This window comes from Natrinema sp. 74 (assembly GCF_046097095.1).
GTDB lineage: Archaea > Halobacteriota > Halobacteria > Halobacteriales > Natrialbaceae > Natrinema.
In genome coordinates, this window is the sequence record NZ_CP175699.1 from 300,998 (window position 1) to 319,865 (window position 18,868).

Annotated in this window: 11 protein-coding genes and 6 pseudogenes; 5 read left to right on the forward strand and 12 right to left on the reverse strand. The window is 55.9% G+C overall.

Annotation, left to right across the window (positions count from 1 at the left end; genetic code table 11):
• Positions 1-214 precede the first annotated feature (214 nt).
• A complete protein-coding gene (locus ACJ70B_RS19265; RefSeq protein WP_408960626.1) occupies positions 215-1,372 on the reverse strand; it encodes a Fic family protein in 1,158 nt (385 codons plus the stop codon).
• A 400-nt stretch (positions 1,373-1,772) separates the two neighbouring features.
• On the opposite strand from ACJ70B_RS19265, the pseudogene ACJ70B_RS19270 reads away from it, so the two are divergent.
• A pseudogene (locus ACJ70B_RS19270) lies at positions 1,773-3,803 on the forward strand (MEDS domain-containing protein); the annotation flags it as partial.
• Entirely contained in the window at positions 3,783-5,858 is a 2,076-nt protein-coding gene (locus ACJ70B_RS19275) for an ATP-binding protein (RefSeq protein WP_408960692.1), read from the forward strand. The pseudogene ACJ70B_RS19270 and the gene ACJ70B_RS19275, both read left to right, overlap by 21 nt.
• Before the next feature lie 216 nt (positions 5,859-6,074).
• Here ACJ70B_RS19275 and ACJ70B_RS19280 read toward each other — a convergent pair.
• A pseudogene (locus ACJ70B_RS19280) lies at positions 6,075-6,263 on the reverse strand (RNA-guided endonuclease TnpB family protein); the annotation flags it as partial.
• 505 nt (positions 6,264-6,768) lie between these two features.
• On the opposite strand from ACJ70B_RS19280, the gene ACJ70B_RS19285 reads away from it, so the two are divergent.
• Together ACJ70B_RS19285 and ACJ70B_RS19290 are read left to right on the forward strand one after the other, a co-directional pair.
• Entirely contained in the window at positions 6,769-8,151 is a 1,383-nt protein-coding gene (locus ACJ70B_RS19285; protein ID WP_408960627.1) for an ATP-binding protein, read from the forward strand.
• Positions 8,152-8,881: 730 nt separating this feature from the next.
• A complete protein-coding gene (locus tag ACJ70B_RS19290; RefSeq protein ID WP_408960693.1) occupies positions 8,882-8,980 on the forward strand; it encodes a hypothetical protein in 99 nt (32 codons plus the stop codon).
• A 52-nt stretch (positions 8,981-9,032) separates the two neighbouring features.
• Here the strand turns inward: ACJ70B_RS19290 and ACJ70B_RS19295 are convergent, their stop codons facing one another.
• From ACJ70B_RS19295 to ACJ70B_RS19320, 6 genes and pseudogenes are all read right to left on the reverse strand, one after another.
• Complete coding sequence (locus tag ACJ70B_RS19295; RefSeq protein WP_408960628.1) at positions 9,033-9,251, reverse strand: HalOD1 output domain-containing protein; 219 nt, start codon at positions 9,249-9,251, stop codon at positions 9,033-9,035.
• Positions 9,244-9,719, reverse strand: a pseudogene (locus tag ACJ70B_RS19300) (DUF955 domain-containing protein); the annotation flags it as partial. The gene ACJ70B_RS19295 and the pseudogene ACJ70B_RS19300, both read right to left, overlap by 8 nt.
• Positions 9,720-9,841: 122 nt before the next feature.
• Positions 9,842-11,257: an ATP-binding protein gene (locus ACJ70B_RS19305; RefSeq protein ID WP_408960629.1), complete on the reverse strand. Its 1,416-nt coding sequence runs from the start codon at positions 11,255-11,257 to the stop codon at positions 9,842-9,844.
• 298 nt (positions 11,258-11,555) lie between these two features.
• On the reverse strand, positions 11,556-12,485 hold the full coding sequence (locus ACJ70B_RS19310; RefSeq protein WP_408960694.1) for an ArdC-like ssDNA-binding domain-containing protein: 930 nt from the start codon (positions 12,483-12,485) through the stop codon (positions 11,556-11,558).
• A 360-nt stretch (positions 12,486-12,845) separates the two neighbouring features.
• Positions 12,846-13,382: pseudogene (locus tag ACJ70B_RS19315) on the reverse strand (IS6 family transposase); the annotation flags it as partial.
• 56 nt (positions 13,383-13,438) lie between these two features.
• Positions 13,439-14,719: a DUF6498-containing protein gene (locus ACJ70B_RS19320; RefSeq protein ID WP_408960630.1), complete on the reverse strand. Its 1,281-nt coding sequence runs from the start codon at positions 14,717-14,719 to the stop codon at positions 13,439-13,441.
• A 616-nt stretch (positions 14,720-15,335) separates the two neighbouring features.
• On the opposite strand from ACJ70B_RS19320, the gene ACJ70B_RS19325 reads away from it, so the two are divergent.
• Complete coding sequence (locus ACJ70B_RS19325; RefSeq protein ID WP_408960695.1) at positions 15,336-15,485, forward strand: aminotransferase class I/II-fold pyridoxal phosphate-dependent enzyme; 150 nt, start codon at positions 15,336-15,338, stop codon at positions 15,483-15,485.
• A 216-nt stretch (positions 15,486-15,701) separates the two neighbouring features.
• Here the strand turns inward: ACJ70B_RS19325 and ACJ70B_RS19330 are convergent.
• The 4 genes and pseudogenes from ACJ70B_RS19330 to ACJ70B_RS19345 all read right to left on the reverse strand — a co-directional run bounded on the left by ACJ70B_RS19330 (position 15,702) and on the right by ACJ70B_RS19345 (position 18,761).
• Positions 15,702-16,726: pseudogene (locus ACJ70B_RS19330) on the reverse strand (DUF6610 family protein).
• 328 nt (positions 16,727-17,054) lie between these two features.
• Positions 17,055-17,500 (reverse strand): annotated as a pseudogene (locus tag ACJ70B_RS19335) (hypothetical protein); the annotation flags it as partial.
• 42 nt (positions 17,501-17,542) lie between these two features.
• Positions 17,543-17,764: a hypothetical protein gene (locus ACJ70B_RS19340; RefSeq protein WP_408960696.1), complete on the reverse strand. Its 222-nt coding sequence runs from the start codon at positions 17,762-17,764 to the stop codon at positions 17,543-17,545.
• 112 nt (positions 17,765-17,876) lie between these two features.
• Entirely contained in the window at positions 17,877-18,761 is an 885-nt protein-coding gene (locus tag ACJ70B_RS19345; protein ID WP_408960631.1) for a hypothetical protein, read from the reverse strand.
• Positions 18,762-18,868: the final 107 nt, after the last annotated feature.

An 18,868-nucleotide genomic window follows, 5' to 3' on the forward strand; every position in this document is an offset into this window, starting at 1 on the left:
TGTCGCGAGCAGAACTCGGCCAGATCAATGAGCAGACACACCGGTTGGCGGCGGAGACAGTTAGTGGCTATCTTCACTCAAGGCGAGAGTGAAGCCGACAACTGCTACGCGAACCACCGTCGATGGTCGGTTGGATATTCAACGCCAATCCCCTCCATTAAGTGGGTTTATCTACATAGGCGATATAGTGGGCAATGAGCCAACTGTTTCCGAGTTAGTGATCTGGCCTTCTCTCGAGGATGTCGAAGATGTCGACCAATTTATACTCTTGATTCCGTTGTTTGCCGGTCGTCTCGATGAGAACACCGTCGGACACTAACTCGTCGATGGCATTATACGCGGTTTGTCGACTGACATCGAACTCCTCTTGGACATCGTTGGCCGTGAAATACGGCATGTCGAAGACGCCTCGCGCGAGACGATGACTCGTTTTCTGCTGTGGATACCGCTGTTCGTAGTCGCGCCGAAGTTCCATCAGCCGCTGTGTCCGCTCGTACGAGTCCCGCGCCTGCACCTCGATTCCTTCGATGAAGAACGCGATCCACTCTCGCCAGCCCCCGGTTTCGCTCACGGCACGCATTTTCTCGACGTATTCCTGCTTATTGCGATTGAAGTAGGCGCTCGGATAGAGATACAGTTCGCTCAGATACCCCTCAGCGCAGAGCTGTAAGACGATGAGAATGCGGCCGAGCCGGCCGTTCCCGTCCTCGCAGGGATGGATCGTCTCGAACTGATAATGCATGATCGCGAGATCAACGAGCGGGTGATATTGGCCGCCCATCTGAAGATACGTCTCCAGAGAATCCATCAGCTCGGGAACCAATCGGTGCGGCGGGGGAACGAACGGCGGTTGACTGGCGTACGGAGAGGGAAGGTGAACATCAGTCGTCCGCCATTCTCCCACGACTTCGCCTTCGTTGCGAACGTTTTCGAGGAGCAACTCGTGAAGCGACTGAAGGAGGTCGAGCGTTATCGGCTCGCCCTGTTTGATCGCACTGAATCCGTTTTGAAGGGCGCGCTCGGCATTCAGGACCTCCTGTAAGTCCCGGCTCACATCGATGTTCTCGTCTCTGCTAGTCCGCGTGTGGTGGGCGTATACCTCGTCCACGTCGACATCGGCCCCTTCTATCTCGGCGGTTTCGACGGCCTCGAGCCGGACGAGAGAAGTATAGAGAACCGGCGAGAAATCGACGGTCGGACTGAAACCGTCGATTCGGCCGAGCTGGAAGGACGCATCGGCGATACGCTCCGTAAGTTCGTCGTCGACATCGATCCGTGTCGAGAGAGGGAGCTTGTCCGGAATGTAGTACGGATATGGATGAGACTCGCGATAGTGTCCGGGTGCCTCTTCCGGGAGTTCTCGAGTCCGCATTTGACTATACCACGCATCCTGGCCTGTTAATCATATCACTCTTAAACCGGCTTGACTACTAGTGCCTGGGATGGACTCGATCACAATACGAGGTGGGAGTTTTGGAGAACACGGCCTCAATCCACCGACGAACGTAGACCACCATCGAACTAGTTGGACTACAATAGCAGTTGACTACAGCTGATCACCTCCCGCGTCTTTAAGCGCGAGAGGAGGTTACTCACTATGCGTCTAACCTGTCGACGTTCGTGTCAGCGTTGAAGGGGAATGCGAACCACGATACTCTTTTCACCGTTGGTCTTTTCATTCGTTTCAACGGAAGGAATCCGGGGGTACCAAGCGTTCCCGGGATCAACATGAGCACGACGTTGAGGACTTTCGGATGCTCGGAGAGTGAACCATGAGTAACCATACTATTCAGCAGACTGAGACTAAACCGGGAAGTCAGGTCAACTCATCACAATCGAGTATCGGGATTCGTGGTCCCGCCGAATCGGCCGACGAACACGATGATAACGATCACTTTGCGTTTATTTACGAGGATCAAACCGAGCAGTTCGAGACGGTCGTTCCGTTCATCCAGGACGGTCTGGAGCAAGGCGAACGGTGCGTCTACGTTGCTGACGACAACACCGTTGACGAGGTGCTAGACGCGTTGCGGTCAGGTGGCATTGATGTCGATGCCGTCCTTGAATCCGGGGCACTCTCCGTACACACGGAAAAGGAAACTTACCGCCGAACCGGTGAGTTCGATCGTGAAGCGATGTTGGAGTTTTGGAAAGACACCCTAGCAGACGCGACCGCCGATGAGTTCACGGGACTCAGAGCCGCCGCCGAGATGACATGGGCGCTCAACGCTGACGACACAGACCTTACCGCGCTCTGCGAGTACGAAGAGCTCCTGAATCCGCTCTACGACGGCGAGGATTATACCGTCCTCTGTCAGTACAACCGCAACCGGTTCCCGGCGGACATCCTCCACGACGTCATCAAGACTCATCCCTATCTCATCTACGATTCTACTATCTGCCAGAATGTCTACTACACACCGCCAGAGGAATACTTCGGCCCTGACCAGCTGTCGCGCGAGCTTGACCGGAAGTTAGAGACGCTGATCGATCGAACCAACGCGCAATTGACTGTTAAGACTCGCGAGCACTACCAGCGCAAGGTATACGAGATCATATCGGACGCTGACCGTGAGTTCAACGAAAAACTCAATGCACTCTTTGAAATTGGGTGCGAGCGGTTCAATTTTGACCTCGGCGGACTGGCCCGGGTTGATTCAGAGAGCGGCCTATTCGAGGTCGAAGCGATTAGCGGTGACCATGACCAACTCACCCCTGAGGCACGACTTGACCTCTCTGAAACCTATTGCCGAGTCATCGCTGACAGCGACGCAGGACCAAACGTTACTATTCCCGAACCGGTCGAGATTACCGATCCGGCTGACAAGGGATTTGAGAACGCTGCCTGCTTCGCCGAATTCGGTGTACACGCCTATTTCGGCACCCGAATCCCGGTCGATGGCGGCTACGATCGCACGTTCTTCTTCGTTGCCGAGGAGCCCCGCAATGCTCCGGTCTCTGAGGAGGAGCGCACATTCCACCGCTTGATGGGACAGTGGGTGAAGTACGAACTCGATCGCCAACAGCGCGAACAGGAGTTGCACGAGCGCACAGAGCATCTGAGTGCGCTCGTCGAAACCACGCCCGAATGCATCAAGACCGTCGCCCCGGACGGGACGTTGCTCCAGATGAACTCTGCCGGGTTAGAGATGGTGGAAGCCGACGACGCATCGGACGTGACCGGTGAGTGCGTCTACAACCTGATCGCCCCCGAAGACCGCGACCGCTTCCGCGAATTTAACGAGCGGATCTGCCAAGGAGAAAGTGACACCTTAGAATTCGACATCATCGGACTAGACGGCACGCGCCGCCACATGGAATCGCACGCAGCGCCGCTCGAGCGCCCTGACGGAACGACTGTCCAAGTAGCGCTGACTCGCGACGTTACCAAGCAAAAGGAACGCCAACAGGCACTTCAGGAGAGCAAGAACCAGTTACAGGCGCTCATCGACGTCCTCCCGGTCGCTGTATTTGTTGCCGAAGACGATGGACAGATCGTCGAGTGGAACAAAGCAGCCGAAGAAATCTGGGGCGGCGAGGTCGCTGAATCCAAGTCAGTCGCCGAGTACGATGCATACGACGGTTGGTGGGCGGACACGGGTGACCCAGTCGATCCCGACGAGTGGGCGCTTGCTCGGGCCCTCGAAGGTGAGGAGGTGACTGACCCAGACGAGATCGAAATAAAAGGGTTCGACGGAGAGCGTCGGACGGTTCTCAACCATGGCATGCCCGTCCAGGACGCAGACGGCGAGGTGAATCGCGCTGTCGTCACCCTCGTCGACATCACCGAGCGCAAAGAGTATGAAGCGGAACTCCGTCAGACGAAAAATCGATTCGAGACGGTGTTCAAGCAGAGCGACGACGCCGTTTTCCTCATTGATCCTGAAGCAGGTGAGTTCGTCGACGTAAATCCGGCCGCATGCAAGCATTTTGGATACGCTCGCGACGGATTACTCTCAATGCGACCGTCTGACCTGCATCCCGATGAGATGGATCAGTTTTGGGGGTTCATCGACGAAGTGCGCGAAACAGGGTCTGCATGGAACGAAGACCTCCACTGCCGACACAAGGACGGTCATGACATTCCGATAGAGGTCACAGCATCGACAGTCACGTTGGACGGACGTGAACTCGTGCTCGCGAACGTCCGACATATCGAAGAGCGCAAGAAACACGAGCAGTACCAGCGAGACCTCTACGAGATTACGGCCGCCACCGACCTCTCATTCGAGGAGAAACTCGAGCGCCTGCTTGAGCTGGGGCGCGACCAGTTCGATCTCGAGATGGGTGGTTTGAATCACCTGCCGTCGTGGGACGGCAAATTCCGGCTGGAGAAGGGCGTCGGTCTTGGACTCGACTCAGACGAAGAACTCTGGACCGACCCGGATAACGATTGTTACTGCCGCCGAACCGTAACCAGGGATGATCCGGTCGCAATGGCCGACGTACGGGGAACCCACTGGACCGAGGATTCAATCTGCCAAGAGTTCGAGATGATCAGTTACCTCGGAACGAAGGTATCGAATGGCTCGACGCCGTATGGGACGCTCTGGTTCGGGAGTACCGAACCGCGCGATACACCCTTCTCGGCGTCTGAACGCTCGTTTATTGAGTTAATGGGACAATGGGTGAGCTACGAGATTGAGCGCCGCGAGCACAACGAGGCACAGCGGGAACTTTATTCGATCACCGCCAGCGCGGACCTCTCCACCGACGAGAAGATCGACCGACTCCTCGAGGTGGGATGTAACCGCCTCGACCTCCCTGTGGGGATGCTGACCCGCGAGCACATAGATGCGTTCGAAATCGAACATATGAACGGCACCCACCCCGACCTCGACGAAGGCACGTTCACGCCGCCGCTGACGGATAACTACTGTCGTCGGGTCGTCGACACCGGGAACTCGATCAGCGTCTCTGACGCTGGGGCAGCAGGATGGGAAGAGGATGCCCTCTACCACAAGTTCGACCTCGAGTGTTATGCCGGGACGCAGGTGACTGTCAATGACGATGCCTACGGCACTGTTTGTTTCACTAATACGGCACCGCGGGAGGAGTTCACCAAGGCCGAGCAATCGTTCCTCGACCTCTTGGGCCAGTGTGTCGGCTACGAACTCGAGCGTAAGCAGTACGAGCAGGAGCTAAAGAAGACGGTCAACCAGCTTCAGGAATCGAACGAACGTCTCGAGCAATTCGCGTACGCCGCCTCTCACGACTTACAGGAACCGCTCCGGATGGTGACGAGTTACCTCCAGTTGCTTGAAGATCGATATGGTGACGCCTTCGACGAAGACGGCGAGGAGTTCCTCGAGTTCGCGGTCGACGGTGCTGAGCGGATGCGCGAGATGATCGACGGACTGCTTTCGTATTCTCGTGTAGAGACGCGTGGAGATCCGTTCCAACAGGTTGAGTTGGACGCCGTTCTTGACGACGTGCGCGAGGATCTCCAGATACAGATCAACGAAAGTGATGCCGAGATCACCGTCGAGGACCTCCCACAGGTAGAGGGTGATGCTAGCCAACTACGGCAGGTCTTCCAGAATTTGCTCAACAACGCGATCCAATACAGCGGTGATACCCCACCGCAGATTCATATCGAGGCAGAGCGTCGAGGACACGAGTGGGTTATCTCAGTCCAGGATAATGGGATTGGGATCGACCCGGAGGATCAGGATCGGGTGTTTACCGTCTTCGATCGGCTCCATAGTCACGACGAGTACGAGGGGACTGGCATCGGATTAGCGCTCTGTCAGCGGATCATTGAGCGGCATGAGGGTGAAATGTGGGTCGAGTCCGAACCGGGTAAGGGATCGGTGTTTTCCTTCACCCTGTCAGTCCTCGATTCGGATACCAAGTGACTGGATGACTGAATGGAACTACGCGGTCTATTGAGAAAACAGACGCAAACAATGGATGGTTTGACATAGTAACGCTCCTATAGTACAGGCCGCTCTAGTGGTTCGATGTCGCTTGTAAAGAGGCAAATCGCTGATCTCTGGTAAGCATTTGTTACATTCCCGCAGCCTTGACATCCTCCTCCGGCTAAAGCCGGAGGAATCCCGAGCGTTGGGATATTACGGGTTGCAGTCTCCCTGTTCTCTCGGTGTGAACCCTCCGCTCTCGCGGTCGAACAGGAAGACTCCGGGCTGTGCCAACCAGCCGTTACTCATATCCCCCGTCGGGGGACTCTGAGTTATCTTTCTACGGATGTTCACCGCACCATTCACATCTGCATTCATCGTCGTCTCGCACGACGAACAGACTCCGAAACGAGGAGAAAGACGAGCACGAACGGGAGCAGGCTCCGACCTCGGTTCCGGGCGTCCATGCTCCTATGACTGCCGGCACGCTGGACGATGCGCCAGTTGTGCACACCCACATCGATTGCGCCCACTTAGACCAGCTCACCGACGCTCGGTTCAACCCCGCCAGTGAGAAGCCGCCGAAGGTGTCCGCTGAAGGCTTCGGCGAACTGCCCCTTCGATGGTGTTTGACCTGTACGCATCGGGAACCTACTCCCGAGCAGATCAAAGAGCAGTACGGCCCCTGACTCGGCTGGTACCCAACCCAACGGTTACACCGACTCGCGTAACGCCCACACGTCGGCCGTCGGATCCAAGTTCGCGTGTGCCAACACTCGCCGTTCCGAGAGCGGCGACGCCGCGCTTGCCATGACGGAACAATGCCATCACCAGCTCATGAAGATGAGGTGACGGTGAGCTCAGGAGGAAGACATAAGTCATTATCGCAGTAATCATTATTCAGAGTATGACCTTCTACGACCGGACGGAGGAACTCGACGCCCTCGACACGGCGTTCGAGTCACCGAGCCACGACTTCTACGTGGTCTACGGCCGGCGTCGCGTCGGGAAAACTGAACTCCTCAAGGAATTCTGTGCCGACCGGCCACACATCTACTTCTTGGCGGCCCAGGAAGCCGAAGACCGCCAGCGCGAGAAGTTCGTCGAGAAAGTGGCCGATTACTTCGACGACCGCGTGCCCCGGATCGACGGCTGGGACGAGGCCCTCGACTACCTCGGCGAGAAACTCGCCACCGAACGACTCGTCGTCACCATCGACGAATTCCCCTACCTCGTAGAGGAAAACGATTCCCTCCCGTCCTATCTCCAGTCGTTCATCGATGAGCAACTCCAGGAGACCGAGTCGATGCTCGTGCTGTGTGGATCCAGCGTCAACACGATGGAGTCAGAGGTGCTCGGCCACGAGAGCCCGCTGTACGGTCGCCGCACGGGCCAAATCGACGTACAGCCGTTTTCCTTCCGGCAGGCCCGGGACGTCATCGCCTACGATCTCGAGGACGCGATCCGGTCGTTCGCGGTCACGGGCGGCACCCCGATGTACCTCACCCTCTTCGACTACGACCAACCCCTCGAGAAGAATATCCGGACGCATATTCTCTCCCCGACGGCCGCCCTCTACAACGAACCGGAATTCCTCCTCCGCACGGAGCTACGGAACCCCGCGCGATACATGAGCATTCTCGAGGCGATCGCAACCGGACACACGACGCCCAACGAGATCTCGGGGGCGACCGGCATCGATTCGGGACCGCTGTCGAAGTATCTTCAGACCCTCCGGCGACTGCGGTTGATCGACCGCGAGGTGCCCGTGACGGCGTCGGCAAAGCAGTCCAAGCGGTCGCGGTACCAGGTGGCCGACGAGTTCCTCCGGTTCTGGTTCCGGTTCGTCGAACCGAATCGCTCCAGCATCGAAGAAGCACCCGACGTCGTCTACGACGGAACGATTGAGCCGAATCTTCCAGACTACGTCGCAACGACGTTCGAGGACGTCTGTCAGGAGGCCATCTGGGAAGCGATCCGTCGTGGCGAACTCGAGTCCTATTCCGAGGTCGGGCGGTGGTGGTACGGCGAAGACGAGATCGACATCGTCGGGCTCGCCCCGGACGCCAACCGAATCTTGTTCGCGGAATGTAAATGGACGAGCGAGCCGGTTGGTTCGGCCCTCGTGTCGCAGTTGCGGGAGAAAGCCGAGCGTGTTCGCTGGGGATCGGACACGCGTGACGAGGAATTCGCGTTGTTCTCGAAGAGCGGGTTCGTCGATGGGCTCGCTGACGACGTCGGCGACAATTGGTCGCTGTTCGGTCTGGGTGAGTTGGGAGGAGTTCTGTAACCGTATTCACCTCACTCCCGGAAACGAATCAACTTACCTCAGTTTGAACCCTTATCAGCTGGGCTTGACTGATGACGTCGTGATGGGTCGGCTCCACTGTTATCGCTTACTCGGCTTCTTGTACTCGTCGTCCATCGTGAAGCCTGCAATATCGCCATTTCCCCGGACGAACATGAATCCGACACTTACGCTTTGGCCCTCCGTAACCTTTCGCTTGTCAACAATAGGTTTGACCCGGCAGTGTCTAGATAAGGGAAACCGCAGGACGTGGGACCGGTGAAGACGTGATAGATCCTGTGGTATCGTTATCTATTTCCTACACAAGTAGGACTCAATCGACGAGCAACGAACATTCAGCTCCTTCAGCATATTTCTCACAAGGAGTAAGTATTTCATTCTTCAGCAGTAGTGCTGCGACAGCCGCTAAAACGTCGATCGACGCCAGAAGTGCGTAACTAGACAGTGCCAACCGTGCAGTCACTTGGGAACAGGAATGAACTCTGGTTCGACCTGACGTAGTCTTCCGGTGTTCTTGAGGAATGAGTTGAGATGCCGAAGCGAAACGACCTATAGCGTCTACTTAGAAGAAGCACTACAGACAGTGAGCAGCGCAAAAGAACGGCTCGAGGACTTGCCTCCGAGTGCGAAGTTGGTACACAAGACGCTGGAATACGAGGACGAGTGCACACAGAAAAAACTGGTCAAAGAAACCAGACTTTCATCTCGAACTGTGGGATATGTGATCTCTCGGCTTGAGGAAAAGAAGTTAGTTGAGCAACGAGTGTCCTTTCGAGATGCCCGTCAGAAGCTCTATTCGCTTGTGGAGTAGCCATAGTCTACGTGGACTTCTGGGAATCCTCTGATGTCTTTGTCTTGGTAGCCTACGAAGCTTTGAGAACGGCAACATCGGATGGTATCACTATCACACGCCGCTCACCAATCGAGAATCGAATCTCGAGATCAGTCTGTGGGCCCGTCGAGTCTACAAGCCGCTCGAGGGCTTCGGCGTCGATCATCCGCTGTAGTTGGTACTCGTTCTGATCGAGGCCCTGTTCCTCGAGTGCAGTGATGATCTCGAATAGAAGCGCTCGATCACTCATCGCCGGTCACCTCGCTGACGATGTCGATGATCTCTTGGGCGATCGAACCGATCCGCCCGAGTCGATCTTGGACTACTTCGGGATCGTCATCCTGCCACGCGGCGAGATAGAACGCCGACCCACTCGTATCCAGGCCGAAGAACCGACCAACGATGTACGCGACGGCCTCTGCTTCGACTTCGCGCTTGGACCGTTCGGCCTCGTCGTCGACGTCGAAATGAAGCAGCGCGTGGGCGTACTCGTGAATCAGCGTCCGAGCGAGATCCGCATTGTTCTCGCGGTCGCGAGCCTCGACGAGGGGCTTGACGTCGATGAGACTCACCCGCTCACAGACACCTTTTGCCTCTCCATGTGACCATTCCTCTCGGGGATAATTCGAACCGTCAACCCAAGGTCATCATCGGCGGCAGTCAACTGGGTGACGAGACCGTCGGCGTCGCCGGTCGCTTCTGTATCAAGTTCTGGAAGTATTCGATACGCTGTCGTCTCGTTGGTTTCTTTCATTTGGTTCGCCTCTGGGGGTACGTTCGATTCCCCCGCACTCCCTCTCGGGGGTCGAAAAACTATCCCCCAGCTGTTACCCTCCGGCGTTACTGGTCGGCTTTACTCTCAAGAACAGCAACGATATCGGATAGATCGAAGAGACGAAGATCATCACGTTCGTCTGCAGCTTCCTCGACCGAGCGTTTGAACCCAGAGCGGCTGAACAAGGCGAATTCATACGTCGGCTCACCACCTCCAATGGGTGTCCAGTCGATGTGCTCCACGTCGTCTTCGAGATCCGTGAGCACGTCATAACCGAGGGGGGTGTTGGTGAATTTCGCTTCGCCAGCGATCAGCGTTGACTCGTCAGTTGGTGCGACGACATCTACCTCCCGGCCCTTGTACCACCACTGGCTTGGCACTTGTGTAAGCTGGTAGTCTGCATAGAGCGCCGGCACCGCCTGGTGACAGAGCGATTCGAACGTTTCGCTGACGAAGTCGGGCAGTTCCGGTTCGATGAGATCCGCGTAGGCGTTCTCGCCGTAGAGTTCGTACTGTCCCCCGCGCCCGTAGAGATAGCGGAAGTAAAACCGGAACACGGGATCCCGGATTTGGTATCGCGTCCGCTTGCTGCGTGCCGGGTCAGCGAGTGCTGGATGGTGTTTCTCGATGATCTGAAGCGTTTCCAGCCGGTCGAAGTAGTACGACGTGTTGGTGCTCTCGATGCCGGCTCCCTGGGCGATCTTGTTTCGACTGCGGTTCCCGCTGGCCATCGATTCCAGGACGGAGAAATACGTGTTCACCTCGTTGAGCTCCATCTGGAGGACGGTTTCGGGCTCGTCGTGGAGTGGGTCATCCGGGTCGCACAACAGCCGCGTGATGTTCTCTCCGAGGCTCTGTGATGGATCGAGAGGGCTGAGATATCGGGGTGTGCCGCCGAAGACGCCATAGACGAACACCCGTTCTTCGGGATCGTACGTCGGCACGAACTCTTGGATGGAACGAAACGGCAGCTGGGTGAGTTCGAGGCGGCCATTCGGTGTCTGGGATACCCGGCCATAGAGTGGCGCACCGCCATCGAGGACGTGGGTATGAATCATGCCGATTGCAGAGCCTGTGAGTACGAGCGTCGCCTGACTCTCGTCGACAGCTGTATCCCACAGGTGTTGAATGACTGAGGGAAGCCCCTCGTTCGATTCAATGAGGTACGGGAATTCGTCGATGACGATGATGGCGTCTCTGTCGGTGAGGTACGTTAAGAGTGGTTCCCATTCCTCTTTGACGGCCGTGATGTCTGGATAGGTCGTCGCTGCTGCCTCAACGAATCGCCTGAGCTGTGTCGTCGCTGTTCCTTGGACTGCCTGATAGTACACGACATCGTCGCGGTCGGCAATCGACTGGCGGACGAGTTCGCTCTTGCCGATCTGGCGGCGCCCATAGATGATTGCGAGTTCTGCAGCGTCACTCTCATAGAGGGCCTGCAACCGATCAAGTTCATCGATTCGATTGACGAACTGGTCCATACACCCAGTCGTGGTGGGAAATACATACGTGTTCCGAAGTTAGGGAGAAGGCTATAATAGTCTAAACTATAATAGTCGAAACTCTAATGCAGTGGGCCAATTATCTGCTGATTGGGCGATCTGGTCGTGGTGTTCTGCGACTCGCTCCGCTTCTGCGAGAACAGTAGTCAGGTACTGATTGATCATGGGTCGATGGAGACGGGACAGCGCCTCCGCCCCTCGGCAGGCGCAGATAGACTTAACCAACAAAGAACCGGATTAGGGACAGAGTGTTGGTTAACTAGCGAGGACTCCGTCTTCAGCCCTCGTCGACCGTCCCGATAATCTTCTGGGCGGTCGAACTGATCCGCCCAAGACGATCCTGAATCACCTCGGGATCATCATCTTGCCACGCAGCAAGATAGAACGCCGACCCGCTCGTATCCAACCCGAAAAACCGCCCAACGATGTACGCGACGGCTTCTGCTTCGACTTCGCGCTTGGACCGTTCGGCCTCGTCGTCGACGTCGAAATGGAGTAGCGCGTGAGCGAACTCGTGAACCAGCGTGACCGCGAGGTCGGCTTGGTTCGTCCGTGCTTTCGCCTCAACGATCGGCGTGAAATCATGGATATCCCGCTGTTTGCAGACGCCCTTTGCGTCGCCGTGCTCCCACTCGTCAGCGTCGACGATGCGAACCGTCACGCCGAGCTCATCCGCTGCCTCTGTGAGTGTGGGTACGAGGACCTCAGCGTCGCCTGTCGCCTCCGTTTCTAACTCGGGAAGCGGTTCTCCCTCGGTCTGAGAGACATCGAAGACAGCGGCCGGTTTAAATCCCACGAGCCTTTTCGACCACTCCTCGGGCGGCGTCTCGTCGTACTCACAATCACTATCCTCGTGGTAGCTCGGTGAGTTCTTGCACCCAGGGCACTGCTTCGTGATGATCGGTGCCCAGATCCAGATCGCCTGTTCGCCCTCCTGGACGTGCCGGTCGAACTCGTTTCGCCACGTGTTGTAGCCGGCGACCTTCGTCGCCTTAGGACACTGGAGTTTGATGAGCAGCGTGTTGCGATGGGAGTAGTCATGGAAGCGACTCTGGACATCGAGCCACTCTTGGAACTCCTCGTTGGCCTGTGCCTCGTCGACGTCTGCGACGAGTTCGTCGATCCAGGTTTCGATGGTACTGTGCATGTCATCGTGTCGGGTGTCGGTCTTCTCGAACGAGACCCCCGACTCACTGGCTGTCATCATGGATTGCATCACATCGAGTACGACGACGTCTCCGAGAAGTCAGGACGCGTCGCACCCCTCAGGGGCGCACGAGAAACATCGGCGCTCCTGAGAGGGTTCTTGGACCGGTTGTCGGAGGCTGGGATTAACAATCGGTGCGAGAGTACCGATGAGGGCATGGGGCTCGTCGAGGTGATTCGCGGGGTCACCGGAACCAGCACGCCCGACACGGCCACGCTGTATGAGTGCCGCCACTGTGGTACGACGCTCTCGGCGGACGCTGAGACGTGTCCGACTTGTGGTGGCGAGGATGTCGCTTGCTACCAAATTTAAATGCGTCTTGCTCGGACCGCTACACTCGTTGTCGGCACTGCTTGAGTAAAGCTGATTCCATGCGAAGCTGAATGATCTGAGCCAGTCGTCGGCAGTTTCTGCTTTGGCATTGCTGAAGCAGTTTGAGAAAGAGAGTGTTCGTCGTTTTATCTCTCTAAAGACATGTTCAACAGCATTCCGATTTCCATGGTTCTCGTATCTGAAATCGAAGCCGTGACGCTGACATGCATCTTGTAACGAGTGCGATCCTTCGACGAGAAACACGGCGTCGGAGACGTCGTGTTTCTCGGAGAGTTTCGTCAGAAACGAATGAGCGAGAATCATCGTTATTGTCAGCTCAAGCTTTGTATGGACCAATTCGTTTGTCTCTGGATCGATTGCAGCGTACAGCCAATACTGCTCATCGTTCAGTCGGATCATGGTCTTGTCAACCGCAACGTGATCCGGACACCGACCAGATTCGGGCTGTAGATCGGCCTTGTGAACCCACTTGTGAACGGTAGATCGAGTGCGTTTAACACCGAATACCTCAATGACAGATACAATATTCGAAAGCGAGAGACCAGCGAGGTACAGTTGAATATTATCTGAACACCGCCGTTTCGATTAGGCCATACGCATTCCGCTGATGGACGGACCGGTTATTGCCCGTTATCGATGCGCTGCTTAAGATAATCGACGACTTCCTGATAGTCTTCGAGATATGACAGTCGCGCAGGGCGATTGTCGGTTGTCTCGATAACCACGGTACCATATCCCCCAACCTTGGCACCGAGCCCACGCTCGACCGAAACGGCCGTCATTTCGTCATAAAGGAGATTCCAGACAGGTTCATCTAACCAGTAGTCGTGACAGACCAATCGATCGTCATAGAACTCGTACTCTAGCGTTGCATGTCTCGGAAGTACGAAAAACAAGACGGGGATGACGGCAGTTACGATAGCTATCCCGAACATAGTAAGGGGAAATACCAGCGGAAGATCTACGATACCGAAAAGGATTCCTAGACCGATAAACACGATTTCTGCACCATCCCTTGACGTTCCTAGACCGAGGAGTGGGCTGGCTCTGAGGAGTCGCAAAAGACGGGGACGGCTGGTCGTTTGCGGCCACGTGGTCGGACGCTTCACACGGGGCAATTCAGCAGCTTTCATACCCGATGTCCGGAGGAACAGCACATCGGCTGTGTCTGGCTGAAATTCGAATGGATCGATGCCATCCTCGGGACACTCGACACGATCTCGATTCCGGCAACGAAACACCAACTCCATCCCGGTCTTCACGCCGACAATTACAGACGACAAAACCAGCGGCCAAGCCGCAAGTACAGAACCAGTGGTAGACGAGTCCACAGCCAAGAGTACGACAACGAGGCCGGTGACGCCCGCGCCAGTCGTGACCCCTGAGCGAGCGGCTGTTTCCGCCACTACTCGGTCGTACCGTTTCTCGTCGAAGTACGCTTTCGCAGTTAACAGGTGTGTCCCTGCGAGTAGACCGGCAATGACCACGACGCTTTCAGCCGTCTCATATGAAGAATAGGAAACTGGAGAAGCCGGAACGAAGAGCGCGAGCATCGGACCGGCCCAGAAGAAAAGAAAGATCGACTTACCACCTATAATTGGAATGTTTCGAACGTACCCGATAATGCGTTCGCTTCCGATACTCACTGTTCCATGCCTAGCTCGGATCACCGGTTTTGACCGCGGATCGCTGATCGGAGCGCTGACAAGTCTCGCAGGAAATGTTTGCACCATTCCAATCAGCGTGGCGATTACTGCTTCAGCCCAATAGACGATCAGTAATTCAGTCACCCCCCACCCAAAACCGATCAGCCCGACCAATGGGAGCAGATTCATAATAAGAATGGTGCTCACGGTCGTCCAAGAATACGCCAAGGAGCTGTCCCACTTACTTTCATTCATTAATATAATCTAATACCCATTGTATATAAGACTTCTATATATGATACAGTGGAAATGACTACCCATTGCATTCAACTGATGTAGATTGATGTGTGTTCAGTCAGAATCAACAGATACCTGCCTCGTTATAGGCCATTTGGAGCCCTTTTTAGCTCCATATTGAGCGACCAGATCAGCTAGAGTATTAAAGAATAGCGTACAACCTAGCATTCCGACACCTTTCAATTACGAGTGATCGCCCTGAGTTGCTGTCAGCATTGCTGGAAGTAGCGCTGGCTTCGCCGAGTATCTGTGCCTCAGTAAGTGAGAAAGCAGTAGGCAAAGCGGCGAATCCTGCTCCTAACGAACCCATCGATTTTAATACACTCCGTCGTTTTTCATTAGTATTCGAACCCATATAATGGTATTCTAATACAATGTTATTAAGCATTTGGGGCCAGTATTAAATTTAAATATATTCGATATTATCTCGCAGGAGGCGTTCAACGGACGCGATATAAATAGGCAGCAAATATCGAGTATGACTTTCAGGGATGGGTACCGAAGCGGACCTATCCCGTTGTACGTCCTTGTCGAGGAGAGCGATGCGTACCTCCTCATGGACGAGGTGTATCGAATGCTTGCTGACGACCCGCACGCCCCGGCTGCGTCATTCGGGCCACGAGCGATTTCGACCGCTGGCGTTTCGAAGCCGTATAGTCTTGCAGGTGCGCGTCTCGGCTGGGTTGTCGCGGACAGAGAACTCGCGGACACGGTCCGGAAATAGAAAGACTATACATGATTTCGCCGCCGCTGCTCGGTCGGCACATCGCTCAGCAGGCACTCAGTGAGCAAAAGATCAACATACTTGAGGCAAACCGTATTCACGCGAAGTCGAATCGAGACCGCCTCGCCGAGTTCGTTGAGCGCTACGATCTTGACCGGTTTGAGCCGACGCCGATGATTTCGATGCCGTATCGATCGAGCTGCTCGACGCCGCGAGTCATCTGTTCTTCGGTCTCCGAAACGTCTGGAATCGTCCACGAGTTGGCGGGTCGACCGGCGGACGCCCAGAGCTACTCGAGCGCAGGCTCGTGTACGAACATGAGCCACCGTGTCTCTTCTTCGGTGATATAATATCGTATTCGGCGACGAAGGGGGCGCAGCGTGTCGTCCAGACGTTCGCTCCGCAGTCGGTACAGGCAGCCTCGTCGAGATTGTCGGGGACGAGCTCTCGTACTCGATTCCGAAGGTGTCGTCGTGTGGTGTCGAGTCGGGCCAGCCGCCGTGAGACTGCCAGAACGCCTTGAGGCGGGCGAGACTGTGGCGGACTGTCTTCCGAACTGTGACGTGATCGGCGTCGCGACCGCTGTCATCCCAGCCGTCGGCCGTCCAGAACTCACCGAACTGTGCACCGCGATGCAGCCCGTTCCAGTCGAGGCCAACGATGTCAGCCGGTGGCTCATCTGTAAGCGTCGGTTGTGTCAGCTGCCGGATGACATCCCACTGTTTCGGTGGACTGCCACCGAGGATGTGGACGCGGCGGCCCCGCCGATTGGTTGTCTTGGAGAACTCGTGCGCTAACCGATCGGCGTACTCCCGCGAGTAGCCGAGCACGAGGTCGTCAGGAATCGCGTCGATTACTCCCCGGCACTTGGGGACGATGACGAGTTCTGCATCGGGGTAACTCGCCTGAATTTCGCAGGCGGCGGCCACGTACTCGTCGACGTCGTTCACCTCGTACGCATCGCCAATGACGCCGACCTGGGGTTCGTGCTCGAAAAACCGGGCGACGTATCGATCCAGGTCGGGATTCCGAAAGTCGTTATCGAGCATCCCGACGGGGATGTCCAGATCCTGATACTGGGTCTGTTGATACCCGCAGTCCTCTCGGAATTTGGGGAGGAATCCGAGCTTGCATGCGTCCAGAGCGAACGGCGCTCGATGGAGGAACGCCACGCTATCAGCTTGTCTGGCGGCGGCGATTTCATGTGTAGTGCCGCTGCTAGGGCTGATATCAAGCGACATGAGTAATGCTCTGCGAGGGCGAATCCGGCCGCCCTGCACCCTCTCCGAGGGGCAATAAACGGAGTTGCAGTCAGCCGTTAACCAGCACCAGCCTGCAGAACCAGCGTGACGTTGGTTAAGATGCAGACGACGTATGCGACCTGTCCGTTCAGCGATGAAGCGGGAACTCAGTCGAGTCGGTGGGGATGGACATGATGGCTACACGGTGTGACCACTGCCTCACTCGGTCCGAGTATCATCACGCTCGCAATTCGCCGATCACAGACCGGCCTCTCTCGGTCGGCATATTCGTTTGACATCAGTAGAACCGCAAAACCGAGGAGCAGCACTAGTTCGTGACTTCCTGGAACCGATCGCGAAGCGCGTCCTCACGTTCCTCGAATTGGTCGACGTTCGCCTGCAGGTCCTCACTCACGCACTCGATGCTCACGAGCGCCCGCTCGCCGGCGAGCGAGGACTGCGCCCTATCACTATCCTCGGTGTTCAGCTACTGCTCGTAGGCCTGTTCGACGGGCTCGATGGTGCCCTCGGGATTAACAGGATATCGTTCGCGATGCGGACAGCGCCCTCCTTGCCCTGGAAGAAGTGAGTCAGTGCATACGTCGCACCAGAGTGCAGCGTCCACATATTGATCTCGAACGTCGACGCCGCATTCGCCTCCCCGCCCTTGGCAGCATGCTCTGCGAGGTAGTCCGGGAACTTGAGGAGACTGTAGAACTCGGTGACAGTGAACGGAAGTTCCGAGAAGTCGAGCTCGATGTCTTGGGCGTCGCGGGTCAAGCCCTGAGGCACTTGGCCTGCTCCGTCTATAGACGCTTACTCCTGCTCATCTCGGAGCTCGGCTGCCCTCCACTCGAGCTGTTTCAGTATCTGAGTCCGATTCTGGTGGGCGTTTTCGTAAGCGACACACTTTCGGAGGGTTTCCATGTCCGGAATTGTCGCTATCCCCGCGTCGACAAGCTGTGTATTTGGTGCCTTGAGCCGTTTCTCCGGTGGGAATTCAGTTGCTGATTCAGGTTTGTGTGATGAATCTCTCACTTTGGACGCCTCCACTACTTGACGGCGCGAAAAACAGCCACGCAGCCTGTCTCGAGTTGTACACGTTCGTCTGTAGGCGTCAACCGATACGCTCGTCTCTACCAATCTGCTTTCACTTCGGGTCTGGACCATGTTGAGGACTTTGGCATCGGTTACATTGCCAAACTGGTGTTGCTGGGACTGCGGTATCTGACGCGGTATCACGACCATCGACTACGTGGATCGTTTCTGATTCGCAGGCTCGACAGAAGAGTCGGGTCTTGGTTGGAATATCTGGTTCCGTTTGCGTAGTGTGATTCGATTTAGGATCCTCGTGAAGTGCAAGTGCAGATACAAACCATTGGTGGTCTCCCTCAAGCCCAATTGCTTGGTCGCTGTCGTTGACTACTTGTCCCCACTCGTTGTACAAAATCGGAAACTCTCCATCAGCTGCTGACCATCTCGAGAAATCTTCATCGACAACAGTGACGAGTCGCTCGAGCAACTGCTGTCCGGTTTCAGAAGTGAGCGTGGTTGCCGTTGGAAGTGAGGACCAGCGCTTGACGAGTTGTGGTGCTGGGTCATCGATATCGTCTATGAGCTGGTAGCCATCGATCGGCCCAGTGTCTGAGACAAGCTTCTGACAAGCGGCTGCTCCTTTTGCTATAGCCTCGTACTTCGTTTGTGCCGTAACGGCGATGAAGACCACGCTCAGGAGATTTCCAGCAGATGCTGTAGTCTCTTCGTCAGTAGGTTCGATATGCTCACTCAGACAGAACAGGCATTTCGTTCGGTTTGATGGGATCGGTGCACCACATGAACGACATTCCGACTCCGTTTCCAGCGTGTGGCCAGTCACTCTAATCGGCACTTCTCCCATGTTCTGTGCAATGAGTAGGTCTCTGACTTTCCTCGAGTCTGGGATCTGTAGCAGACAGTGCTTCTCCCCGCGGTCGAAACTCCTTGCGGTCGTGTTCTCTTTGATCCATTGATCTATCGGTGTTGGTTGCGGCTTCATACTTAAACCCGAGGTCGATCTGTGACGATTCATATTTTGGACGGAACTGGTGGCCAGTCGATTCCTTTGCTTGCATATGATCGAAGCTATCCCACGATGTCCGTCCA